Origin of the sequence: Rubrivivax gelatinosus, from assembly GCF_004340905.1 — a bacterium.
In the GTDB taxonomy this organism is placed as follows: Bacteria; Pseudomonadota; Gammaproteobacteria; order Burkholderiales; family Burkholderiaceae_C; genus Rubrivivax; species Rubrivivax gelatinosus.
The window spans coordinates 1-23,300 of the sequence record NZ_SLXD01000013.1 but is presented as its reverse complement, the minus strand read 5'-3'; the positions used below and the strand labels follow the sequence as shown (position 1 = coordinate 23,300).

Here is a 23,300-nt window from a genome sequence, read left to right as displayed (position 1 = left end):
CGATGAAGTTCTATTCATTCCTGGCCGGCGTGCTGCTGGCCTGCACCACCGCTGTGCACGCCGCCGAACCCGCGGCCGACGGCGGCCGCAAGATCCTGCGCGTCGCGTTCACCACGGCCGAGACCGGTTTCGACCCGTCGCAGATCAGCGACCTGTACTCGCGCACCGTCACACCGCACATCTTCGAGGCCCTGTACCGCTACGACCATCTCGCGCGGCCGGTGAAGATCCGGCCGCTGACGGCCGCCGGCATGCCCGAGGTCTCGCCCGACTACAAGGTCTGGACCGTCAAGCTGCAGCCTGGCATCTATTACGCCGACGACCCGGCGTTCAAGGGCCGCAAGCGCGAGCTGGTGGCGCAGGACTACGTCTACGCCTTCCTGCGCACCGCCGACCCGGCCAACCGCAGCCAGCTCTGGAGCTGGATCGAGACCTTCAACATCGCCGGCCTGGCCGACTACCGCCGCGAGGTCGTGGCGCAGAAGAAGCGCTTCGACTACGACCACCCGATCCAGGGCCTCCGCGCTCTCGACCGCCACACGATCCGCTTCACGCTGTCCGAGCCCTCGCCGCGTTTCCTGGAGAACCTGGCGGCGTCGGACCTGCTGGGCGGCATCGCGCGCGAGGTCGTCGAGTTCTACGGCGACAAGATCGCCGAGCATCCGGTCGGCACCGGGCCGTTCAAGCTCAAGCAGTGGCGGCGCAGCTCGCTGATCGTGCTGGAGCGCAACCCCGACTTCCGCGAGATGCATTACGACGCCGAGCCGGCGGCCGACGACACCGAAGGCCAGGCGATCCTGGCGCGCTTCAAGGGACGTCGCATCCCGATGATCGACGAGGTGCGCATCTCGATCATCGAAGAGGAGCAGCCGCGCTGGCTGGCTTTCCTCAACGGCCAGATCGACATGCTCGCCGGCCAGTACAGCGCGGGGCCCGGCTCGTTCATCAACGTCGCGATGCCCAACGGCAAGGTGGCGCCCAACCTCGAGCGCAGAGGCATCCAGGCGGCGCAGCAGGTCAACTCCGACATCGCGATCACCTACTTCAACATGGAAGACCCGGTGGTCGGCGGCTACACGCCGGAGAAGGTGGCGCTGCGCCGGGCGATCTCGCTGTCGATGGACGTCGAGCGCGAGATCCGGGTCGCGCGCAAGGGCCAGGCGATCCCGGCGCAGTCGCAGGTGGTGCCGCACACGACGGGCTACGACCCCAAGTTCAAGAGCGAGTCCGGCGACTACGACCCGGCGCGTGCGCGCGCGCTGCTGGACATGTACGGCTACGTCGACCGCGACGGCGACGGCTGGCGCGAACTGCCCGACGGCAAACCGCTGGTGCTGGTCTACGCCACCCAGCCGACGCAGATCAGCCGCCAGTTCGACGAACTCTGGCGCAAGAACCTGCAGGCCATCGGTGTGCGCACCACCTTCCAGACCGGGCAGTGGCCCGAGCAGCTGAAACTGGCCCGCGCCGGCAAGCTGCAGATTTGGACGCTCGGGTCCTCGGCCTCCGGACGCGATGGCCAGAGTTCCTTCGACCGCCTGCACGGCCCGCAGGCCGGCGGCCAGAACCTGGCTCGCTTCAACCTTCCGGCGTTCGATGCGCTGTACGACCGCATGTCGGTGCTGCCGGACGGCCCGGAGCGCGACGACCTCTTCCGCCAGGCCAAGATGCTGGCCGTCGCCTACATGCCCTACAAGCCGACGGTGCACCGCATCAGCACCGACATGTGGCATCCCTGGGTCAGCGGCTTCCGTCGCCCGGTGTTCTGGAGCGAGTGGTGGCACCTGGTCGACGTCGACCCGGCGATGCGCGTCGAGGCCGGCATCAAGCTCGATTGAACGAACTGGCGCGTCAGGTCAGATACGAGCGCTTACGTGAGTGGGGCGCCGGCGCGACGCCGAGTGTTTCCCGATACGCTACAAATGGCGCCCCGTAAACTGGCTGTTACAACTTGCGGGCGCAATCGTGAGTGATCTCACGATCCTCGGGCAGACTGGTAATCCTTTCTCACAGTCGCGCTGCAGTCGCTTCGGCAGACTCGGCCGCTCGTTGGGTACCAAAGAGACCAGTAATGACGACTGACACGATCATCGTGGCGCCGATCGGCGGTCAGCGCACCGTGCGGCGCCCGGTGTCCGACGGGCGTGCGATGCCCGCGCGCGCGCCGTCCGCCGAGCTGCCCGAGCGCGTGTTCCGCATCCGCTCCGCCGACTCCTATGTCTGCCGCCAGCGCGCGAACTCGCTGCTGAAGGACCGCTACGCCTGGCGTGGTTATCACGCCGTGTCGCTGCCGAGCGACCAGACCACCAACCGCATCACGCTGTCGGCCACCGAGAACGACGACACCATCGGCACGATCACCGTCGCGCTCGACAGCGCCGAAGGCCTGGGCGCGGAGGACGCGTTTCCCGCCGAGATGGAAGCCCTGCGCGCGCAGAACCTGCGTGTGTGCGAGTTCACCAAGCTGGCAATCGACCCCATCTCGGGCAGCAAGCGTGTGCTGGCCGCGCTGTTCCACGTCGCCTACATCGTCGCCCACCGCCTGCGCGGCTACGACGCGCTGGTGATGGAAGTGAATCCCCGCCACGTGCGCTATTACGAGCGCATGCTCGGCGCGCGTGTCATCGGCGAGGAGCGCACCAACCGTTTCGTCAACGCACCGGCGGTGCTGCTGACGATCGACTTCGCCTACATCCGCGACCAGATCGAAGCCTTCGGCGGCCGTGTCGACCTCGACGCCGACGAGCGCTCGCTCTATCCCTATGCGTTTTCGCCGCGCGAGGAGACGGGCATCATCGCCCGGCTGATGAACGCGCAGACGCCGGTCTCGCCGGCCATCAACTGATTCCGCCGCGGCTTACAGGGCCGCGCGTGCGAACTGCTGGATCGCTTGCGCGGGGATCGCGCCGCTGTGGCGGTGGGTCTCGCGCCCGTTCTCCAGCCGGATCAGCGTCGGGATGCTGCGGATGCCGAAGCGCGCCGCCAACTGAGGGTTCTCGTCGCTGTTGACCTTGACCAGCAGCGCCCGCCCGGCAAGCGCCCGCCCGGCCTGCTCGAAGGCCGGCGCCATCGCCCGGCAGGGCCCGCACCAGGGCGCCCAGAAGTCCACCAGCACCGGCAGCGGGTGGGCGCCGACGGCGGCGTCGAAGTCGGCGTCACCCAGTTCGACCGGGCGGCCGTCGAGCAGCGGCCGGCCGCAGCGGCCGCAGTTCGGCGCCTCGCCCAGGCGGGCGGCGGGCAGGCGGTTCATGGCCTCGCAATGCGGGCAGCGCAGGTGGATCGGGTGGTCCATGTTCACGATCTGAGGGCGGGCCGCCGCCCCATCAAGGCCCGCGTGGCCGCCTCCTAGAATCCGCCGATGCCTTCTCCGCTGGCGCAGCGCGCCGCCGCGCTGCAGCGCCTGCTCGTCGTCACCCTGCTCGGTTTCGCCTCGGGCCTGCCGCTGGCCCTGACCGGCCAGGCCATGCAGGCCTGGCTGACGACCGACGGCATCGACCTGGCGACCATCGGTTTCCTCAGCCTCGTCGGGCTGCCCTACACCTTCAAGTTCCTCTGGGCGCCGCTGATGGACCGCTTCGAGCTTCCCGGCCTGGGGCGGCGGCGCGGCTGGCTGGTGCTGACGCAGCTGGGACTGGGCGGCGTGCTGTACGCGTTGTCGACCACCTCGCCTTCGGCGTCGATCCGCGCCTTCGCGCTGCTGGCCGTGCTGGTGGCGTTCGTGTCGGCGTCCCAGGACGTCGTCATCGACGCCTACCGGACCGACCTGCTCGAGCATCGCGAGCGCGGCCTGGGTGCGTCGCTGAACGTCATGGGCTACCGGCTGGCGATGATCCTGTCGGGTGGCATCGCGCTGATCTGGACCGATCCCGGCCAGGGCGGCGGCTGGACCTGGCCCGAGGTCTACCGCTTCATGGCCGGGCTGATGGTGGCGCTGGCCGTGCTGTCGGCGCTGGCGCTGCCGCGGCTGAAGTCGGCGCCGCGGCAGACCACGCTCGCGCGCAACGACCTTGTCGGCTTCGTCGCCGTGCTGGCGGCGGTGGCTGCCGGTGTCCTGCTGACCGACCGTTTCGGCGCCGCGGTGGCGCAGGCGCTGTTCGGCGCCTTGCTGGCCGCCAGCGCGATGGCGCCGACGCTGCAGACGCGCTGGCTCGAGCTCGCCGTGCTGATGATGGGCCTGGCCTTCACGCTGCCGCTGGCCGGCTGGGCGGCCCGGGCGGCGCGTTTCGAGACCCTGCTCGGCGGCCTGCGCAGCTACTTCTCGCAGCGGGGCGCGGCGGCCTTCCTGCTGTTCATCGTGCTCTACAAGCTGGGCGACGCCTTCGCCGGCTCGCTGATGACGCCCTTCCTGCTGAAGGCCATGGCCTTCGGCTCGGCCGAGGTCGGCGTCGTCAACAAGCTGATTGGGCTGTGGCTGACGATCGCCGGCGCCCTGGTCGGCGGCGCGCTGATGCTGCGCCTGGGGCTGTGGCGCTCGCTGCTCGTCTTCGGCGTGCTGCAGATGGCGAGCAACCTCGGCTTCTGGTGGCTGGCGGTGCACGGCAAGGGCGCGCTGCCCGGGCTGCTGATCCCGGCCTTCGACTGGGGCTTCGTGCAGCTGGCGCAGCCGACGCCGGTCGACGGCGGGCTGCTGATGGTCGTCGCCTTCGAGAACATCTCCGGCGGCATGGGCACCGCGGCCTTCGTCGCCTTCCTGATGAGCCTGTGCAACCAGCGTTTCACGGCGACGCAGTACGCGCTGCTGTCGGCTTTCGCCGCCGTTGGCCGCGTCTGGGTCGGGCCGCTGGCGGGTGTACTGGCCGAGAGCATCGGCTGGCCGAGTTTCTTCGTGCTGAGCACGGTGCTGGCCGCGCCGGCGCTGCTGATGCTGATCTGGTTGCGCGACAGCGTGCGGGCGCTGGAGGTCGACCCCACGATCGCCGGCATTGCCGACGACTGACCTGGCCGCCTCCTAGAATCCGCACGCGGAACCCCGGCGCTGGCAGCCGGGTCCGACGCCCCATGCAGAACACCTTCGACACCGACGCCCGCATCGAGCTGCCGCCGATGCTGCACGCGATGGGCTGCCGCTGCCCGCTGCACGGCCGCCGCCTGTTCACCGGCGCGCTTGCCGCGGGCGCCGGCGTGGCGATCGCCGGCCCGGCGCTGGCGCAGGAGGGCGTGCGTGGCGACGTCGGCAGCGAGTCGAAGTTCACCAAGCTCGTGCCGGCCGAAGACGTCGAGCAGGCCGCCGCCCAGCAATACGAGCAGATGCTGCGCGAGGCGCGTGCGGCCAAGGCGCTGGCGCCGGCCGACCATCCGCAGCTCGTGCGCCTGCGTTCGATCGCCGACCGCATCATTCCCTACGCCCAGCCGTGGAACCGGCGCGCGGCGAACTGGAAGTGGGAGATCAACCTCATCGGCAGCAAGCAGCTCAACGCCTTCTGCATGCCGGGCGGCAAGATCGCCTTCTACTTCGGCATCCTCAAGCAGTTGCAGCTCAGCGACGACGAGGTCGCGACGATCATGGGCCACGAGGTCGCGCATGCGCTGCGCGAACACGCCCGCGAGCGCATGGGCAAGACGGCGGCCACGCGCATCGGCGCGGGCCTGGTCAGCGCGCTGCTCGGCCTGGGTCAGGCCGGCGACACGCTGCTCAACATGGGCGGCCAGCTGCTGACGCTGAAGTTCAGCCGCGAGGACGAGTCCGAGGCCGACATCGTCGGCATGGATCTCGCGGCGCGTTCAGGCTACGACCCGCGTGCCGGCGTCTCGTTGTGGAAGAAGATGATCGAGGCGAACAAGAACGCGCCGCCGGAGTTCATGTCGACGCACCCGTCGGGCCCGACACGCATCGCCGACATCGAGGCCAAGCTGCCCAAGGTGATGCCGCTGTACGAGCGCGCGGCCAAGCCCGCGCGCCAGTACGGGCCGCCGGCGCGCGGCTGACGCGCCGGGCCCGCCGCCTTCAGGCGGCGTCGGTGGTCCGCTCCAGCGGCCAGCGCTCCATCGGCTCGAAGACCACCCCGCGCAGCGCCGGCACCATCGGCGGCAGCAGCGCGACCATGCGTACCAGCGAACGGATGCTGCGCGCGCCGGTCTTCTCGCGGATGCTGCCGATCTGGGTGCGTACGGTGGAGATGCGCACGCCCTGGTGTTCGGCGAACTTCTGCGGCGCGACGCCGGCGCACAGGGCTTCGAGCACCCGCGTCTCGGCCGGCGTCAGCCGGTGCGCCCGCGCGAAGCCGCGCACCGACAGATCCTCGCAGACCTGGCGCTTGCCCAGCAGCAGCATCGTCGCGGGGTGGCCGTCGAGCGCATCGGGAGCCAGCGGCACGACAGCCAGCGTGACACGCTGGCGGCCGGCCCCCAGCGTCAGCATCTCGCGCGTGCCGCGCTGGGCGGCGTCGGCCACCGCCGCGGCCAGCCGTGCGGCGTCCTCGGGCAGCTGGGCGCCCAGATGGCCGGCGCTGATCTGCAGCGGATGGGCGTCGTCGAGTTCGGCCTGGGCGCGGTCGTTGCGCCAGCGCACGATGCCGTTGGCGTCGAGCAGCAGCAGGCCGTAGTCGATCTCGTCGAGCATCAGGCCCAGACAACGGGCCCATCCGCCGGTCGGCGTGCGCTCGGTCATCGAGCGCGGCAACAGCGGCGGCGTGGCGGAGCGTGCGGCAGGCTGCCGTTCAAGCATGGTCATCGCCTTTCGTCAGTCGTTTGAAACGATGGCGGGTCGGCGGTGACTTCCTCCCCTGGGTACGGCGCGGATGGGCGGGTAATGCTGCGGGCTCTGCGTGCCCGCCTCCTGCCTCTGTTCGCGCTTTACATTCTGCCCGTGGACCTGTCAGTGTGTTTGACCTACATCGTATCCACCGCCCGAATGAGCGTTTATGGGGTCGACGTACGGACTCAGAGCGTGAAGTCGTAGTCGATCGTCAGCGGCGCGTGGTCCGAGAAACGCTGGGCGAGGAAGATCTGCTCGCGCCGCGCGGTCTCGGCCAGCGCCGGTGTGGCCAGGTGGTAGTCCAGCCGCCAGCCCACGTTCTTGGCCCAGGCCTGGCCGCGGTTGCTCCACCACGTGTACTGCTCGGGGTTCGGGTTCAGGCGTCGGAAGACGTCGACGACGCCGCTGTCCAGCAGCCTCGTCATCCAGGCGCGCTCCTCGGGCAGGAAGCCGCTGTTCTTCTGGTTGCCGCGCCAGTTCTTCAGGTCGATTTCCTTGTGCGCGATGTTGACGTCGCCCACGAGAATGAACTCGCGTTCGGCCTTCAGCGCCATCAGGTGCGGCTGCAGCGCGTCGAGGAAACGGTACTTCGCGGCCTGGCGTTCCTCGCCGCTGGAGCCGCTGGGAAAGTAGCAGCTGATGATCGACAGCCGCCGCCCTGGCTTGTCGAAGCGCAGTTCGATCCAGCGCCCCTCGGTGTCGAACTCGCCACCGTCGAAGCCGGCGAGCACGTCGCTCGGCTCGTGGCGCGTGTACAGGCCGACACCCGAATAGCCCTTCTTCTGGGCGAAGTGGAAGTGTCCGTCCAGGCCCCCCACCCGTTCGAAGCGTCCGGCCACGTCGGCGGCCTGCGCCTTGACTTCCTGCACCCCCATACAATCTGCGGCCGCTGCGTCGGCCCAATCGAGAAGACCTTTGTTCGCCGCCGAACGGATGCCGTTCAGGTTGAGAGTGACCAGCCGAAAACCCAAAGGATGACCTCCATGAACGCCCCCGACGCCCTGGCACAAGACTTCGTGAAGTTCTCGGTCGAGGCCGGCGTGCTGCGCTTCGGCGAGTTCCGTACGAAGGCCGGGCGGCTGTCGCCCTACTTCTTCAATGCCGGGCTGTTCGACGACGGCGCCAAGCTGGGCCGTCTCGCTTCATTCTATGCACGCCGGCTGCTGGCCAGCGGGCTCGAGTTCGACATGCTCTTCGGCCCGGCCTACAAGGGCATCACGCTGGCCGCGGCGATCGCCATCGAGCTCGCGCGCGAAGGCCGCAACCTGCCCTTCGCCTACAACCGCAAGGAAGCCAAGGACCATGGCGAAGGCGGCACGCTGGTCGGCGCGCCGGTCGCCGGGCGCGTGCTGATCGTCGACGACGTGATCTCCGCCGGCACCTCGGTGCGCGAGTCGATCGCGATGATCCGCGCCGCCGGCGCGACGCCCTGCGGCGTCGCGATCGCGCTGGACCGCCAGGAGAAGGCGACCGACGCCGACGGCCGCGACGCCGAGCTGTCGGCCGTGCAGGCGGTGCGTTCGAAACTCGGGCTGGAGGTCGTCGCGGTCGCCACGCTGGCCGACCTGCTGGCCTACCTGCGTTCCGGCGCCGACCCCGCGCTCGAGCAGCACGCGCCGGCCGTGCAGGCCTATCGCGAGCGCTACGGGGTCTGAATGGCGGGGCCCGGGCCTCTTGCCCCCGCACGCTGGCTGATCGCGGCCCTCGCGTCGCTGGCCGGTGGCGTGCTGGCCGCCACGCCGCAGCCCTCGTCGCGCAGTGCCGACGGCATCTATACCTGCATCGACGACAACGGCCGCAAGATCACCTCGGACCGCCCGATCCCCGAATGCGTCGCACGCGAGCAGCGCCTGCTCAACCGCGACGGCTCGCTGCGCCGGGTCGTGCCGCCGACGCCGACGGCCGACGAGCGCGCCGAGATCGAGGCGCGCGAGCGCCGCGCCGCCGAGGCCCGCGCCGCCCAGGCCGACGCCGCGCGGCGCGACCGCAACCTCATGGCGCGCTACCCGAACGAAGAAGCGCACCAGCGGGCCCGCGAGGCGGCACTGGACACCGTGCGCGTCGCGATCCGGGCGTCCGAGCAGCGCCTGAAGCTGCTCGCGTCAGACCGCAAGCCGATGCTCGACGAAGCCGAGTTCTATCCCGGCAAGCCGCTGCCGCCCAAGCTGCGCCAGTCGCTCGACGCCAACGACGCGGCGACCGAGGCGCAGCGCGCGGCGATGGCCAACCAGGAAGCCGAGCTGGTGCGCATCAACAGGCTCTACGACGCCGAACTCGACCGCCTGCGCCGCCTGTGGGCCGGTGCGCGGCCCGGAACGCTCGGGCCGATCCCGGCCGAAACCTCGTCGGCGCCGGCGCGCTGAGGCGCCGCGCCCCGTCAGCCGCCGAGCTTGCGGCGCAGCAGTTCGCTGGCCTGCGCCGGGTTGGCCTTGCCCTTGCTGGCCTTCATCACCTGGCCGACCAGCGCGTTGAAGGCCTTGTCCTTGCCGGCGCGGAACTCCTCGACCGACCTGGCGTTGGCGGCCAGCACCTCGTCGACGATCTTCTCCAGCGCGCCGCTGTCGTTCATCTGCTTGAGGCCCCTGGCCTCGATGACGGCGTCGACCTCGGTGGCCTCGCCGCTCCACAGCGCCTCGAAGACCTGGCGCGCGCCGTTGTTGGACACCGTGCCGTCGGCGATGCGGCCGATCAGCCTGGCCAGCGTCTGCGGGCCGACCGGCGCGGTGTCGATCGTCACGCCTTCGGCGTTCAGCCGCTTGCTGATCTCGCCCATCAGCCAGTTGGCGACCAGCTTGGGCTGGCCGCAGCCGTCGCGCGCCGCCTCGTAGTAGCGCGCGAAGGCCAGGCTCTGGGTCATCATCGCCGCGTCGTAGGCCGGCAGGCCGTCGTCGCGCTGGAAACGCTCGGCCATCACCGCCGGCAGTTCGGGCATCGCGGCGCGCACACGCTCCACCCAGTCGGGCGCGATGACCAGCGGGGGCAGGTCGGGGTCGGGGAAGTAGCGGTAGTCGTGCGCGTCTTCCTTGCTGCGCATCGCCCGCGTCTCGCCGGTGTCGGGATTGAACAGCACCGTGGCCTGCTCGATCGCCAGGCCGTCTTCCAGCCGGTCGATCTGCCACTGGACCTCGAAGTCGATGGCCTGCTGCAGGAAGCGGAAGCTGTTCAGGTTCTTGATCTCGCGGCGCGTGCCGAAGGGCTCGCCGGGGCGGCGCACCGAGACGTTGGCGTCGCAGCGGAAGCTGCCTTCCTGCATGTTGCCGTCGCAGATGCCGAGCCAGACGACGAGCGCGTGCAGCGCCTTGGCGTACTCCACCGCCTCGGCCGAGCTGCGCAGGTCGGGCTCGGAGACGATCTCCAGCAGCGGCGTGCCGGCGCGGTTCAGGTCGATGCCGGTCTGGCCGTGGTAGTCCTCGTGCAGGCTTTTTCCCGCGTCTTCCTCGAGGTGGGCGCGCGTCAGGCGCACCGACCGTTTCTCGCCGTCGAGCAGGAAGGAAACGCTGCCGCCCTGCACCACCGGGATCTCGTACTGGCTGATCTGGTAGCCCTTGGGCAGGTCGGGATAGAAGTAGTTCTTGCGCGCGAAGATCGACAGCGGCGCGACCTTGGCGCCGACGGCCAGGCCGAAGCGGATCGCGCGTTCGACGGCGCCGCGGTTGGCCACCGGCAGCGTGCCGGGCAGCGCCAGGTCCACCGGGCAGGCCTGGGTGTTGGGCGCGGCGCCGAAACGCGTCGAGGCGCCGCTGAAGATCTTGCTCTCGGTGGAGAGCTGGGCGTGGGTCTCGAAGCCGATGACGACTTCGTAGCCGCGGATGAGGGGGAACGTCGCCATCGGATCAGATCCCGGCCGGGGCGCGGGTGTGGAAGTCGGTCGCTTGCTGAAGCGCGTGCGCGGCGTGCAGCAGCCGGCCTTCATCGAAGTAGTTGCCGATCAGCTGCAGCCCCACCGGCAGGCCGTGGGCGCCGGTGCCGGCCGGCACGCTCATGCCGGGCAGGCCGGCCAGGCTGGCGGGCAGCGTGAAGATGTCCGCCAGATAGGCCTGCAGCGGGTCGCCCTGTTCGCCCAGCTGCCAGGCGACGGTCGGCGCCACCGGGCCGGCGATCAGGTCGCAGTCGCGCAAGGCGGCCTGGAAGTCGTCGGCGATCATGCGGCGCAGCTTCTGCGCCTGCAGGTAATAGGCGTCGTAGTAGCCGTGGCTGAGCACGTAGGTGCCGATCATGATGCGGCGCTTGACCTCGGGCCCGAAGCCTTCGGCGCGCGTCTTCTTGTACATGTCGAGCAGGTCGGCGTAGTCCGCTGCGCGGTGGCCGAACTTCACGCCGTCGAAACGCGACAGGTTGGAGCTCGCTTCGGCCGGGGCGATGATGTAGTAGACGGGAATCGCCAGTTCGGTGCGCGGCAGGCTGACGTCGACCAGCGTCGCGCCCAGCTTTTCCAGCTCGGCGAGCGCGCCGCGCACCGCGGCGTCGACGTCGGCCGACAGGCCTTCGGGGAAGAACTCGCGCGGCAGGCCGATGCGCAGGCCCTCGAGCGGGCGGGTGGCGCTGGCGCCGTCGCGCGGCGCGAGCATCTGCGCGTGGTAGTCCTGCGGCGGGCGTTCGGCGCTGGTCGCGTCGCGTTCGTCGAAGCCGCTCATCGCCGACAGCAGCAGCGCGCAGTCCTCGGCCGAACGCGCCATCGGGCCGGCCTGGTCCAGGCTGGAGGCGAAGGCGATCATGCCGTAGCGCGAGCACACGCCATAGGTCGGCTTGATGCCGGTGATGCCGCAGAAGCTGGCCGGCTGGCGGATCGAGCCGCCGGTGTCGGTGCCGGTGGCGGCGGCCACCAGGCGCGCGGCGACCGCGGCGGCCGAGCCGCCCGACGAGCCGCCGGGCACACGTGTCGTGTCCCAGGGGTTGTGCACCGCGCCGTAGGCCGAGTTCTCGTTGGCCGAGCCCATCGCGAACTCGTCGCAGTTGAGCTTGCCCAGCGTCACGGTGCCGGCGGCCTTCAGCCGGGCGACGACGGTGGCGTCGAAGGGGCTCGCGTAGCCGGCCAGCATCTTCGAGCCGGCGGTGCTCGGCTGGTCCTTCGTGACGAAGATGTCCTTGTGCGCGATCGGCACGCCGGCCAGCGCCGGGGCGCCGCCGGCGGCGAGCGCGGCGTCGGCGGCGCGGGCGGTGGCCAGTGCGCCCTCGGCGTCCAGCGACAGGAAGGCGCCGAGCGCGCGGTGGGCGTCGGCGCGGGCCAGCAGTTCCTGCACCAGCTCGACGCTGGAGAAGTCCCTGGCGCGCAGCGCGCGGGCGGTTTCGGCCACGCCCAGCCGGTGCAGCGCGGCGCTCATTCGATCACCTTCGGCACGAGAAACAGGCCGTCGTCGACGGCCGGGGCGCTGCGCTGGTTGGCCTCGCGCTCGTCGGTCTCGGTGACGCGGTCTTCGCGCAGGCGCAGCGCGACCTCCTGTACCGCCGACAGCGGCGTGTACAGCGGCTCCACGCCGCTGGTGTCGACCGCGCTCATCTTCTCGACGATGCCGAAGAAGTCGTTGAGTTGCGCGAGCATGCGCTGCTCTTCGTCGGGCTGAAGCTCGAGCCGCGCCAGATGCGCGATGCGGCTCACGTCCTGCGGTGTGAGGGCCATGGAAACAGGTGCAAATGGGCGCTTGCCCAAGGGCAAGCGCGGGGGGCGATCAGGTATTATCTATGGTTACCCCACATGCCTCGTCGGTAGCCGGCCGAGCGATGCGTCGCCCGCGCTCCAGGCGCCGGGCTCGAGCCCTTCGATCCAGCCGCCTACCGACCGCCGTCTCCCCACATGTTCGCCTCCCTGCGTCGCTATTTCTCGACGGACCTCGCGATCGACCTCGGCACCGCCAACACGCTGATCTACGTGCGCGGCAAGGGGATCGTGCTCGACGAGCCGTCCGTCGTCGCCATCCGCCACGAAGGCGGCCCGAATGGCAAGAAGACCATCCAGGCCGTCGGCGCCGAAGCCAAGGCCATGCTCGGCAAGGTGCCCGGCAACATCGAGGCCATCCGGCCCATGAAGGACGGCGTGATCGCCGACTTCACGGTGACCGAGCAGATGTTGAAGCAGTTCATCAAGATGGTCCATCCGCGTTCGATGACGCGGCCCAGCCCCCGGATCATCATCTGCGTGCCCTGCGGCTCGACCCAGGTCGAGCGCCGCGCGATCCGCGAGTCGGCGCTCGGCGCCGGTGCCTCGGACGTCTACCTGATCGAAGAACCGATGGCCGCGGCCATCGGCGCCGGCCTGCCGGTGTCCGAAGCCTCGGGCTCGATGGTCGTCGACATCGGCGGCGGCACCACCGAAGTCGGCGTCATCTCGCTCGGCGGCATGGTCTACAAGGGCTCGATCCGCGTCGGCGGCGACAAGTTCGACGAGTCGATCATCAACTACATCCGCCGCAACTACGGCATGTTGATCGGCGAGCCCACGGCCGAGGCGATCAAGAAGAACATCGGCAGCGCCTTCCCCGGCTCCGAGGTCAAGGAGATGGAGGTCAAGGGCCGCAACCTCTCCGAAGGCGTGCCGCGCAGCTTCACGATCAGCTCCAACGAGATCCTCGAGGCGCTGACCGACCCGCTGAACCAGATGGTCAGCGCGGTGAAGAACGCGCTCGAGCAGACGCCGCCGGAACTGGGCGCCGACATCGCCGAGCGCGGCATGATGCTCACCGGCGGCGGCGCGCTGCTGCGCGACCTGGACCGCCTGCTCGCCGAGGAGACCGGCCTGCCGGTGCTCGTCGCCGAAGACCCGCTGACCTGCGTCGTGCGCGGCTGCGGGATGGCGCTGGAGCGCATGGAGCGCCTGGGAAGCATCTTCACGTCCGAGTGACGGCGTGAACCGCTGCGACGCGTGCCCGAGCACGGCCGGCCGGCCGGTGGGCGCGCGCCGCCTGTCCTGACCCGCCGCGAGCCGCCATGCCGCTCGGTACGCTCGACCGCACGCCGCCGCCCTTCTTCCGCCAGGGCACCTCGGCGCTCACCAAGCTCGTCTTCTTCGCCGCGCTGGCCTTCTTCCTGATGGTCGCCGACGCGCGGCTGCGCATCGCCGGGCCGCTGCGCGAGGCGGTCGCGATCGTGCTGCTGCCGCTGCAGCGCGCGCTGGCGGTGCCGGTGGACCTGGTGTTCGGCGGCGCCGACTACCTGCGCGGCCTGGAGGCGGCACGGGCCTCCGAGCAGGACGCGCTGCGCCAGCTCGCGCAGAGCGCCGACAAGCTCGCGCGTGCCGGCGCGCTGGCCGCCGAGAACGCGCAGCTGCGTGCGCTGCTGGAGCTGAAGCCCGCGCTGGCGGTGCGCTCGCAGGCCGCCGAGGTGCTGTACGAAGCCGCCGACCCGTATTCGCGCAAGATCTTCATCGACCGCGGCCAGACCCAGGGCGTCGTCGCCGGCTCGCCGGTCGTCAACCAGGACGGCGTGCTCGGCCAGGTCACGCGCGTGTTCGCGCTGACCTCGGAGGTCACGCTGCTCGTCGACAAGGACGCGGCGATCCCGGTGCTCAACATGCGCACGCAGCAGCGCGGCGCGGCCTTCGGCGTCGCCGGCGGCATGGAGCTGCGCTTCACCTCGGCCAACGACGACGTGCGCGCCGGCGACGAGCTGCAGACCAGCGGCGTCGACGGCGTCTACCCGCCGGGCCTGCCGGTGGCGCGCGTGGTGTCGGTCGAGCGGCGCTCGGAGTCGGGTTTCGCGCGCATCGCGCTGGCGCCGACGGCGCGCAGCGACGGCGTGCGCCACGTGCTGGTGCTCGAGCCGCTGGCCGCGCTGCTGCCGCCGCGCCCCGAACCGGTGCCGGTGGCGCCGGAGATCGCACGGCGCAAGGGGAGCGGTCGCCGATGATCATGCCGCGCGGTTCCGACCAGCTGCTGCTGCCGGTCAACCCCTTCTTCATCGCGCTCACGCTGCTGCTGGCGTTTGCCTTCATGCTGCTGCCGCTGGGGCGGCATCCGGCGATCCCGGACCTGCTGGCCGTCGTGCTGGTGTTCTGGGCGGTGCACCAGCCGCGGCGTGTCGGCGTCGGCGTCGGCTTCGTGTTCGGCCTGCTGCTGGACGTGCACCAAGGGGCGCTGCTCGGCCAGCATGCGCTGGCGTACTCGCTGCTGGCCTACGCTGCGATCATCGTGCACCGCCGCCTGCTGTGGTTCGGCGTCGTCGAGCAGGCCGTGCAGATCGCGCCGCTGTTCTTCGCCGCGCACCTCGTCGCGCTCGTCGTGCGCCTGGCCGCCGGCGGCATGTTCCCCGGCTGGTGGCTGCTGCTCGCGCCGGTGATCGAGGCGCTGGCCTGGCCGCTCGTCACGATCGTGCTGCTGGCGCCGCAGCGCCGCGCCCCGGATCCGGACGAGAATCGGCCGCTGTGACCGAGATCAAGGACCTCGAACGCGAGCTCGGGCGTTTCCGCGCCCGGCTGTTCGCGGCCGCGGCCTTCGTGCTCATCGCCTTCGGGCTGCTGGCGGCACGCCTGGTGTACCTGCAGGTCGTGCGCCACGACGAGCTGGCGACGCAGGCCGAGAACAACCGCATCGCCATCGTGCCGATCGTGCCCAACCGCGGGCTGATCGTCGACCGCAACGGCGTGGTGCTGGCCACCAACTACTCGGCCTACACGCTGGAGATCACGCCTTCGCGCATCGGCGAGGTCGACCTGGATGCGCTGATCGACCAGCTCGGCCGCTACGTCGAGATCCAGACGCGCGACCGCCGCCGCTTCAAGCGCCAGCTCGAGGAGAGCAAGGGCTTCGAGTCGCTGCCGATCCGCACCAAGCTCAGCGACGAGGAGGTGGCGCGTTTCATGGCGCAGCGTTTCCGCTTCCCTGGCGTGGACGTCAAGGCGCGGCTGTTCCGCCAGTACCCGCTGGGCGAGGTCGGCAGCCACCTGCTGGGCTACATCGGCCGCATCAACCAGGCCGAGAAGAAGGCGATGTCCGACTGGCCCGAGGAGCGGCAGGACAACTACCGCGGCACCGAGTACATCGGCAAGCTCGGCCTGGAACAGAGCTACGAACAGGAGCTTCACGGCACCACCGGCTTCGAGGAGGTGGAAACCGGCGCCAACGGGCGCGCCGTGCGCCGCCTCGCGAGCCACCCGCCGACGCCGGGCAACAAGCTCGTGCTGTCCATCGACATCAAGCTGCAGGCGCTGGTCGAGCAGATGTTCGGCGAGCGCCGCGGCGCACTGGTGGCGATCGACCCGCGCAGCGGCGAGATCCTGGCCTTCGTCAGCAAGCCGACCTTCGACCCCAACCTGTTCGTCGACGGCATCGACGTCGAGAGCTGGCGCGAACTCAACGACAGCCTCGACCGGCCGCTGCTCAACCGCGCGCTGCGCGGCACCTATCCGCCGGGCTCGACCTACAAGCCCTTCATGGCGATCAACGCGCTGCAGTCGGGCAAACGCAGCGCCTCCACGATCATCCAGGACAACGCCAGCTGGACCTTCGGCAACCACACGTTCCGCAGCCACGGCGACATCGCGCTCGGGCCGGTGGACATGCACCGGGCGATCGTCAAGTCGAGCAACGTCTACTTCTATTCGCTCGCCAACGAGATGGGCGTGGACCTGATCCACGACCTGATGGCGCCCTTCGGCTTCGGCCAGCGCACCGGCATCGACCTGGAAGGCGAGGTCACCGGCGTGCTGCCGTCCACCGACTGGAAGCGCCGTGCCTACAAGCGTGCCGAGCAGCAGCGCTGGTACGCCGGCGAAACCATCTCCCTGGGCATCGGCCAGGGCTACAACCATTTCACGATGCTGCAGATGGCCAGCGCGATGGCCACGCTGGCTTCGGGCGGCCAGCGCTACACGCCGCACCTGGTGCGCGAGGTCGAGGACGTGATCTCGCGTGAGCGGCGCCAGATCGCGGCCCGGCCGCGCGAGCCGCTGCCGCTCAAGCCCGAGAACGTGGCGGTGGTGATGCGCGCGCTGCAGGGCGTCGTGCTCGAGGGGACCGGCGCCGGAGTCTTCGCTGGCGCGCCGTACACCAGCGGCGGCAAGACCGGCACCGCGCAGGCGGTGACGATCCGCGCCAACGAGAAGTACAACGCCGCCAAGCTCGAGGAGCACAAGCGCGACCATTCGCTGTACACCGCGGTGGCGCCGATGGATCAGCCGCGTGTCGCGCTGGCGGTGGTTGTCGAGAACGCCGGCTTCGGCGCTGCGTCGGCGGCGCCGATCGCGCGCCGCGTCATCGACTACCTGCTGCTGGGCCAGTACCCGAGCGAGGAGGATCTGGCCGCGGTACGCATCGGCCGCGCCGGGCCGCCGATCGGCGCCCCGCGCCGTGCGGTCGACGTGCCGCTGCCGGGCCAGGCACCGAGCGCCGCCGAACTCGCGGCCTCCGCGGCTGCGACGGTCGTGGCGACGCCCGCCGCCCCGCCCCCGTCCACGCCGTCACGGCGCGACCCGGTGCCGGCCCTGGCGCCCCCGGTCGGCGCCGCCTCCGACGTCCAGGCCCAGAAGGTGGCCCGGCGATGAACGCGGTGTTCGAACGGCCCTCGCTGTGGCAGCGCCTGCGCGGCGTTTTCAGCGGCTTCGACGGCCCGCTGGCCGCGGCGCTGCTGCTGCTGGCGACGATCGGCCTGGTGACGATGTACTCCGCCGGCTACGACCATGGCACGCGTTTCGTCGACCATGGCCGCAACATGCTGCTGGCCTTCTTCGTCATGTTCGCGGTGGCGCAGGTGCCGCCGCAGCGTCTGCAGCAGATCGCGGTGCCGCTGTACGTCATCGGCGTGGTGCTGTTGCTGATGACCGCGCTGCCGGGCATCGGCATCACGAAGAAGGGCGCGACGCGCTGGCTCAACCTGGGCATCGTGATCCAGCCCAGCGAGATCCTGAAGATCGCGATGCCGCTGATGCTGGCCTGGTGGTTCCAGAAGCGCGAAGGCCTGCTGCGCGTGCCCGACTTCCTCGTCGCCGCCGCGCTGCTGGGTGTGCCGGTGCTGCTGGTGATGCACCAGCCCGACCTCGGCACCTCGCTGCTGATCCTGGCCGGCGGCCTGTACGTCATCTTCTTCGCCGGGCTGTCGTGGAAGCTGATCCTGCCGGTGCTGGCGCTGGGCGTCGTCGGCATCGTCGCGCTGGTCGTCGCCGAGCCGACGATCTGCCAGCCCGGCGTCGAGTGGCCGATCCTGCGCGAGTACCAGCGCCACCGCGTCTGCACGCTGCTCGACCCGACCCAGGACCCGCTGGGCAAGGGCTTCCACATCATCCAGGGCATGATCGCCATCGGCTCCGGCGGCGTCACCGGCAAGGGCTTCATGAACGGCACCCAGACGCACCTGGAGTTCATCCCCGAGCGCACGACCGACTTCATCTTCGCCGCCTTCTGCGAGGAGTTCGGCCTCGCCGGCGTGCTGCTGCTGCTGTTCGCCTTCGTCTTCCTGATCTTCCGCGGCCTGATGATCGCCGGCGAGGCGCCGACGGTGTTCTCGCGCCTGCTCGCCGGCGCGATGTCGCTGAGCGTCTTCACCTACGCCTTCGTCAACATGGGCATGGTCAGCGGCATCCTGCCGGTGGTCGGCGTGCCGCTGCCCTTCGTCAGCTACGGTGGCACGGCGATGGTGACGCTGGGGCTGGGGCTGGGGATCCTGATGTCCGTGGCGCGCAGCCGACGGCTCATGATGAGCTGAAGGGCCGCAGCCCCGGCCGCCTGGCGGCCCGGCACGCGCACCGTCTCCGCTGGTCGCCTGCGGCGACCGGTCCCCCGAGGGGACGCATCAGCTCTGCGGCGGCTCCTCGCTGCCCAGCGGGAACCGCACCGTGAACACCGCGCCCGGCGTGCCCTGCGTGCTGCCGGGGCGCAGCTCGGCGTCGGTGACGGCGATCTCGGCGCCGTGCACGTTGGCGATCTCCTGCACGATCGCCAGGCCCAGGCCGCTGCCGTCGACGTCGGTGCCCAGCGCGCGGTAGAAGGGCTGGAAGATCATCTCGCGCTCGGCCGGCGCGATCCCGGGGCCGGTGTCCTCGACCTGCAGCACCAGCACCTGGCCGAAGGGGTCGGGCATCACGCGGGCGGTGACGGTGCCGCCGGCGGGCGTGTACTGCAGCGCGTTGTCGACGAGGTTGCGCACCATCTCGCGCACCAGCACCGGCTGGCCCCACAGGCGCGCACCTTCGACGCCCGGTTCCGGGCCCTCGTAGCCCAGGTCGATGTGCTTCTCCATCGCCTTGGGCACGAAGTCGCGCACCGTCTCGACCACCGTGGCGGCGAGGTCCACGTCCTGCTTGCGCAGCGCCTGCTCCTTGTCCTCGGCACGCGCCATCGACAGCAGCTGGTTGACCATGTGCGCGGCGCGCTGGCTCGACAGCGCGATCTGGCGCAGCGAGTGTTTCATCGACAGCGTGTCGCCCTGGCCGCCGTCCAGTTCACGCTCGGCCAGTTCGGCCTGCGTGCGCAGCCCCGCCAGCGGCGTCTTCAGCTGGTGCGCCGCGTCGGCGAGGAAGTGGCGCTGCGCGGCGATCGACTGGTCGAGCCGGCCCAGCAGGTCGTTGATCGCGCCGACCAGCGGCGCCACCTCCTCGGGCACGTGGCGGTCCTCGATCGGCGACAGGTCGGTGCTCTCGCGCTGGCGGATGCGCTGCTGCAGGTCCGACAGCGGCCGGATGCCGCGCGCCAGCGCCAGCCACACCAGCAGCACCGCCACCGGCAGGATGACGAACTGCGGCAGGATCACGCCCTTGATGATCTCGGTGGCCAGGCGCGAACGTTTGTCCACCGTCTCGGCGATCTGGATCAGCCCGGCGTTGCCGCCGGCGTCCTCGCCGGTCCAGAGGTAGGCCACGCGCACCGGCTCGTCGCGGATCACGTCGTCGCGAAACCGCGGCTCCACGGTCGGCGGGCCGTCGTTGGGCACCGGCAGGTCGGCGTCGCCGGCGACGAGTTCGCCGCGCGCGCCGCGCACCTGGAAGAACAGGCTGTCGTTGTCGTCCGGGCGCAGCAGCTGCGTGGCCGCCTGCTCCAGGCTGCGGCGCGCCGCGTCGCTGGCGCGCGCCGGCATCGTGTGCTCGGCCGCGGCCTGACGCGCGATCACGCGCACCATGACGCCCAGCTCGCGGTCGTAGGGACGGTTGGCGATGTTCTGCGCCACCAGCCAGGTCAGCGCGACGCTCATCGGCCACAGCAGCAGCAGCGGCGCGAGCATCCAGTCGAGGATTTCGCCGAAAAGGGAGCGTTGGTCGCGCGTCGCCATGCGTCTTCAGGATACCGCTGGTCTTCCCAGGCGGACGCCGAGGATCCGGCTCTGCCGGTTCACTGGCGTCGCCCCCTCGAGGGGCTGGGGCGGGACGCGTGCCGTCAGGCCGCGATCTTCTCCAGGCAGTAACCCAGGCCGCGAACCGTGGCGATCCTGACCGGGCCCTGCTCGATCTTCTTGCGCAGGCGGTGGATGTAGACCTCGATCGCGTTGTTGCTGACCTCCTCGCCCCACTCGCACAGGCGCTCGACGAGCTGGTCCTTGCTGACCAGGCGTCCCGAGCGCTGCAGCAGCACCTCCAGCAGCGACAGCTCGCGTGCCGACAGCTCGATCATCTGGTCGTTGAGGTAGGCCACGCGGCCGGTGGCGTCGAACGTGAGCGGGCCGTGCTTGATCACGCTGGAGGCGGTGCCCAGGCCGCGGCGCGTGAGCGCGCGCACACGTGCCTCCAGTTCCTGCAGCGAGAAGGGCTTGGCCATGTAGTCGTCGGCGCCCAGGTCCAGGCCCTTGACACGCTGCTCGACGCTGTCGGCCGCGGTGAGGATCAGCACCGGCACCGAGGCGCCGCGTGCCCGCAGGCGCTTGAGCACGTCGAAGCCGTGCAGCTTGGGCAGGCCGAGGTCGAGGATGACGAGATCGAACTCGTGCGCCGACAGTGCGGCGTCGGCCTCGGTGCCGCTGCCGACCTGGTCGACCGCGTAACCCGAGGCGCGCAAGGAGCGCAGCAGGCCGTCGGCCAGGACCTGGTCGTCTTCGGCGATGAGGATGCGCATGACTGTCTCCGTCGGCGGGCCCGTCGCGGGGCTCTGGCGGGCGGGATTTTAGCGGCCCGCCGCGTTGATACGGGGCAGGGTGTCAGCCCGGCAACCCCAAGGCGAGGGCCCCCGGAAGAACTGTACGAATATCCAGTTTCTGCAATAATCGGCGCCAATCAAGGAGAACCCGATGGATGCCCCGAAACCGCTGAACGCCGAGAAAGCCAAGGCCCTGCAGGCCGCTCTTGCCCAGATCGAGAAACAGTTCGGCAAGGGCTCGATCATGCGCCTGGGCGAAGGCGAGGTGATCGAGGACATCCAGGTCGTGTCCACTGGCTCGCTGGGCCTGGACGTCGCGCTCGGTGTCGGCGGTCTGCCGCGTGGCCGCGTCGTCGAGATCTACGGCCCTGAATCGTCGGGCAAGACGACGCTGACGCTGCAGGTCATCGCCGAGATGCAGAAGACCGGCGGCACCTGCGCTTTCATCGACGCCGAACACGCGCTGGACATCCAGTACGCGCAGAAGCTGGGCGTCAACCTGCAGGACCTGCTGATCAGCCAGCCCGACACCGGCGAGCAGGCGCTGGAGATCGTCGACGCGCTGGTGCGTTCGGGCTCGATCGACCTGATCGTCGTCGACTCGGTCGCCGCGCTGACGCCCAAGGCCGAAATCGAAGGCGAGATGGGCGACTCGCTGCCCGGCCTGCAGGCGCGGCTGATGAGCCAGGCGCTGCGCAAGCTGACGGCGACGATCAAGAAGACCAACACGATGGTCATCTTCATCAACCAGATCCGGATGAAGATCGGCGTCATGTTCGGCAACCCCGAAACGACCACCGGCGGCAACGCGCTGAAGTTCTACGCCTCGGTGCGCCTGGACATCCGCCGCACCGGCAACATCAAGAAGGGCGACGAGGTCATCGGCAGCGAGACCAAGGTCAAGGTCGTCAAGAACAAGGTCTCGCCGCCGTTCAAGACCGCCGAGTTCGACATCCTTTACGGCGAAGGCATCAGCCGCGAAGGCGAGATCATCGACATGGGTGTGAACGCGCGCCTCGTCGAGAAGTCCGGTGCCTGGTACGCCTACAACGGCGAGAAGATCGGCCAGGGCAAGGACAACGCACGCGAGTTCCTGCGCGAGAACCCCGACATCGCGCGCGACATCGAGAACAAGGTGCGTGATTCGCTGGGCATCCCGCAACTGCCTCCCGCAGACGGCGCCGAAGCCGGCGCCTGATGCCGGCCGCCGGGGCGTGAGCGCGCTCCGGTGGCTTTGCGAGGCCGGGTGACACCCTGTTGCCCGGCCCTGCCAGCACCCCGATGGCTTTCGCCGCCCCCTCGCTGAAAGGCCGCGCGCTGCGTTTCCTGGCGCAGCGTGAGCATTCGCGCGCCGAACTCGAACGCAAGCTCGCGCGCCACGCCGAGGACCAGCCCGAGGCCAGTGCCGCCGATCAGATCGCGCGTGCACTCGACGAGTTGCAGGCCGCCGGGCTGCTGAGCGAGGCGCGGGTCGCCGAATCGGTGCTCGCGCAGGGCGCGCGTTTCGGCAGCCGTCGCCTGCGCCAGACCCTGCAGTCCAAGGGCCTGGCGCCCGAACTGGTCTCCCAGGCGCTCGAACAGGCCCGCACCACCGAACAGCAGCGCGCCCGCGAGGTCTGGTGCCGGCGTTTCGGCGCCGCGCCCGCCGATGCTGCCGAACGAGCCAAGCAGATGCGTTTCCTCGCCGGCCGGGGTTTCGACGGCGAGGTGATCCGGCGTGTCGTGCCCTCGATCGGCGCCGCCGACGACGGCGAGACCGAGATCGACCTCGACTGAGGTGCCGGCGGCGCGCATCCGAGCGCCGTCCAGGGCTTGTCCAGCCGCCGCCTGCCGGCTGCGCCGCCGCGTGCTACATTGCCGCCGCTTTTTCAGCGGCCAGCCGCCGGCCCTGTCCTCCTCCATGAGTCTTCCTCCCGCCGCGGCCCGACGCCAGCTCAAGCACCGTCGTCAGATCGACGTGCAGGTCTTTGCCCGGGACGACGGTTTGTGGGAGGTCGACGCGACGCTCGTCGACACCAAGACGCGCGACGCCCGCCTGGCCAGCGAAGTGCGCACCGCCGGCACGCCGATCCACGACATGCTGATCCGGCTCGTCGTCGACACCTCGCTGAACGTCGTCGACGCCGGCGCCAGGACACGCTGGATGCCCTACGCCGGCCACTGCGACGACCACGGCGAAGCCTACCGCTCGCTGATCGGCCTGAACCTCGCGCGCGGCTTCCGCAAGGGGCTGCAGGAGCGTGTCGGTGGCGTGCTCGGCTGCACCCACATCACCGAACTCGCCCAGGTGCTGCCGACGGCGGTCATCCAGGCCTTCGCCGGCGAGGTCATCGACACGCGCGGCGACAGCGGCGTCAAACCCTTCCAGCTCGACCGCTGTCATGCCTTGCGCAGCGACGGCGAGGTCGCCCGCCTCCACTACCCGCGCTGGTTCCGTCGGCCCGGCGCGGTTCTCGACACTTCCGGGAGTCCCGAATGAAGATCCACGAATACCAGGCCAAGGAACTGCTGCGCGCGCACGGAGTACCCGTGCCGCGGGGTTATGCGGCGTTCACGGTGCAGGAGGCGCTGGAGGCGGCGCAGAAGCTCGGCGGCTCGGTGTGGGTGGTCAAGGCCCAGAT

23 protein-coding genes are annotated in these 23,300 nt (G+C 70.3%); 15 read left to right on the top strand and 8 right to left on the bottom strand.

Going from position 1 to position 23,300, the window contains the following annotated elements:
- Window positions 1-2 precede the first annotated feature (2 nt).
- Window positions 3-1,838 carry an ABC transporter substrate-binding protein gene (locus EV684_RS18770; RefSeq protein ID WP_132648822.1) on the top strand — a complete coding sequence of 612 codons (1,836 nt, stop codon included), beginning with the start codon at window positions 3-5 and terminating at the stop codon, window positions 1,836-1,838.
- Between the two features lie 233 nt (window positions 1,839-2,071).
- Window positions 2,072-2,845 carry an N-acyl amino acid synthase FeeM domain-containing protein gene (locus EV684_RS18765; RefSeq protein ID WP_132648821.1) on the top strand — a complete coding sequence of 258 codons (774 nt, stop codon included), beginning with the start codon at window positions 2,072-2,074 and terminating at the stop codon, window positions 2,843-2,845.
- Window positions 2,846-2,857: 12 nt separating this feature from the next.
- Here EV684_RS18765 and trxC read toward each other — a convergent pair whose 3' ends face one another.
- Entirely contained in the window at window positions 2,858-3,292 is a 435-nt protein-coding gene (trxC, locus tag EV684_RS18760; RefSeq protein WP_132648820.1) for a thioredoxin TrxC, read from the bottom strand.
- 66 nt (window positions 3,293-3,358) lie between these two features.
- Here trxC and EV684_RS18755 point away from each other — a divergent pair, with 66 nt between their 5' ends.
- Window positions 3,359-4,936, top strand: a complete 1,578-nt coding sequence (locus EV684_RS18755; protein WP_132648819.1) for an AmpG family muropeptide MFS transporter — start codon at window positions 3,359-3,361, stop codon at window positions 4,934-4,936.
- A gap of 62 nt (window positions 4,937-4,998) precedes the next feature.
- Complete coding sequence (locus tag EV684_RS18750) at window positions 4,999-5,925, top strand: M48 family metallopeptidase (RefSeq protein WP_132648818.1); 927 nt, start codon at window positions 4,999-5,001, stop codon at window positions 5,923-5,925.
- A gap of 19 nt (window positions 5,926-5,944) precedes the next feature.
- Here the strand turns inward: EV684_RS18750 and EV684_RS18745 are convergent, their stop codons facing one another.
- Entirely contained in the window at window positions 5,945-6,670 is a 726-nt protein-coding gene (locus tag EV684_RS18745; protein ID WP_132648817.1) for a helix-turn-helix transcriptional regulator, read from the bottom strand.
- A gap of 209 nt (window positions 6,671-6,879) precedes the next feature.
- On the bottom strand, window positions 6,880-7,665 hold the full coding sequence (locus tag EV684_RS18740; protein WP_132648816.1) for an exodeoxyribonuclease III: 786 nt from the start codon (window positions 7,663-7,665) through the stop codon (window positions 6,880-6,882).
- A gap of 12 nt (window positions 7,666-7,677) precedes the next feature.
- Between EV684_RS18740 and pyrE the strand changes: the two genes are divergently transcribed.
- Together pyrE and EV684_RS18730 are read left to right on the top strand one after the other, a co-directional pair.
- Window positions 7,678-8,349, top strand: coding sequence for an orotate phosphoribosyltransferase (gene pyrE, locus EV684_RS18735; protein ID WP_200222450.1), 672 nt, complete (start codon window positions 7,678-7,680; stop codon window positions 8,347-8,349).
- Window positions 8,350-9,057 (top strand): DUF4124 domain-containing protein, encoded by a 708-nt coding sequence (locus EV684_RS18730; RefSeq protein WP_132648814.1) that lies wholly within the window; start codon window positions 8,350-8,352, stop codon window positions 9,055-9,057.
- 14 nt (window positions 9,058-9,071) lie between these two features.
- On the opposite strand, the gene gatB is transcribed toward EV684_RS18730, so the two are convergent.
- From gatB to gatC, 3 genes are read right to left on the bottom strand one after another with little or no spacing between them, the layout of a single operon-like run.
- Entirely contained in the window at window positions 9,072-10,523 is a 1,452-nt protein-coding gene (gene gatB, locus EV684_RS18725) for an Asp-tRNA(Asn)/Glu-tRNA(Gln) amidotransferase subunit GatB (protein WP_132648813.1), read from the bottom strand.
- A gap of 4 nt (window positions 10,524-10,527) precedes the next feature.
- Window positions 10,528-12,015, bottom strand: coding sequence for an Asp-tRNA(Asn)/Glu-tRNA(Gln) amidotransferase subunit GatA (gene gatA / locus EV684_RS18720; RefSeq protein ID WP_132648812.1), 1,488 nt, complete (start codon window positions 12,013-12,015; stop codon window positions 10,528-10,530).
- Window positions 12,012-12,311 carry an Asp-tRNA(Asn)/Glu-tRNA(Gln) amidotransferase subunit GatC gene (gene gatC / locus EV684_RS18715; RefSeq protein ID WP_132648811.1) on the bottom strand — a complete coding sequence of 100 codons (300 nt, stop codon included), beginning with the start codon at window positions 12,309-12,311 and terminating at the stop codon, window positions 12,012-12,014. The genes gatA and gatC overlap by 4 nt, the downstream gene beginning before the upstream one ends.
- A 174-nt stretch (window positions 12,312-12,485) precedes the next feature.
- Here gatC and EV684_RS18710 point away from each other — a divergent pair, with 174 nt between their 5' ends.
- The 5 genes from EV684_RS18710 to rodA all read left to right on the top strand — a co-directional run bounded on the left by EV684_RS18710 (window position 12,486) and on the right by rodA (window position 18,322).
- The gene (locus tag EV684_RS18710; RefSeq protein WP_009856758.1) at window positions 12,486-13,529 is read left to right on the top strand and encodes a rod shape-determining protein; all 1,044 of its coding nucleotides are present in this window, start codon (window positions 12,486-12,488) and stop codon (window positions 13,527-13,529) included.
- 86 nt (window positions 13,530-13,615) lie between these two features.
- A complete protein-coding gene (mreC, locus tag EV684_RS18705) occupies window positions 13,616-14,533 on the top strand; it encodes a rod shape-determining protein MreC (RefSeq protein WP_132648810.1) in 918 nt (305 codons plus the stop codon).
- The gene (gene mreD / locus EV684_RS18700) at window positions 14,530-15,051 is read left to right on the top strand and encodes a rod shape-determining protein MreD (RefSeq protein ID WP_132648809.1); all 522 of its coding nucleotides are present in this window, start codon (window positions 14,530-14,532) and stop codon (window positions 15,049-15,051) included. The genes mreC and mreD overlap by 4 nt, the downstream gene beginning before the upstream one ends.
- Window positions 15,048-17,165: a penicillin-binding protein 2 gene (mrdA, locus tag EV684_RS18695; RefSeq protein ID WP_132648808.1), complete on the top strand. Its 2,118-nt coding sequence runs from the start codon at window positions 15,048-15,050 to the stop codon at window positions 17,163-17,165. Before mreD ends, mrdA begins: the two co-directional genes overlap by 4 nt.
- Entirely contained in the window at window positions 17,162-18,322 is a 1,161-nt protein-coding gene (gene rodA, locus EV684_RS18690) for a rod shape-determining protein RodA (RefSeq protein ID WP_132648807.1), read from the top strand. Before mrdA ends, rodA begins: the two co-directional genes overlap by 4 nt.
- Window positions 18,323-18,409: 87 nt before the next feature.
- On the opposite strand, the gene EV684_RS18685 is transcribed toward rodA, so the two are convergent.
- Together EV684_RS18685 and EV684_RS18680 are read right to left on the bottom strand one after the other, a co-directional pair.
- Window positions 18,410-19,882 carry a sensor histidine kinase gene (locus EV684_RS18685; protein WP_132648806.1) on the bottom strand — a complete coding sequence of 491 codons (1,473 nt, stop codon included), beginning with the start codon at window positions 19,880-19,882 and terminating at the stop codon, window positions 18,410-18,412.
- Between the two features lie 104 nt (window positions 19,883-19,986).
- Window positions 19,987-20,658, bottom strand: coding sequence for a response regulator (locus EV684_RS18680; protein WP_009857919.1), 672 nt, complete (start codon window positions 20,656-20,658; stop codon window positions 19,987-19,989).
- Between the two features lie 172 nt (window positions 20,659-20,830).
- On the opposite strand from EV684_RS18680, the gene recA reads away from it, so the two are divergent.
- From recA to EV684_RS18660, 4 genes are all read left to right on the top strand, one after another.
- Window positions 20,831-21,877 carry a recombinase RecA gene (gene recA, locus EV684_RS18675; protein WP_132648805.1) on the top strand — a complete coding sequence of 349 codons (1,047 nt, stop codon included), beginning with the start codon at window positions 20,831-20,833 and terminating at the stop codon, window positions 21,875-21,877.
- 83 nt (window positions 21,878-21,960) lie between these two features.
- A complete protein-coding gene (gene recX / locus EV684_RS18670; RefSeq protein ID WP_132648804.1) occupies window positions 21,961-22,455 on the top strand; it encodes a recombination regulator RecX in 495 nt (164 codons plus the stop codon).
- Window positions 22,456-22,579: 124 nt separating this feature from the next.
- Window positions 22,580-23,158, top strand: a complete 579-nt coding sequence (locus EV684_RS18665) for a DUF2889 domain-containing protein (protein ID WP_132648803.1) — start codon at window positions 22,580-22,582, stop codon at window positions 23,156-23,158.
- A partial coding sequence (locus tag EV684_RS18660) for an ATP-grasp domain-containing protein (RefSeq protein WP_310733570.1) occupies window positions 23,155-23,300 on the top strand: 146 nt, incomplete at its 3' end. The genes EV684_RS18665 and EV684_RS18660, both read left to right, overlap by 4 nt.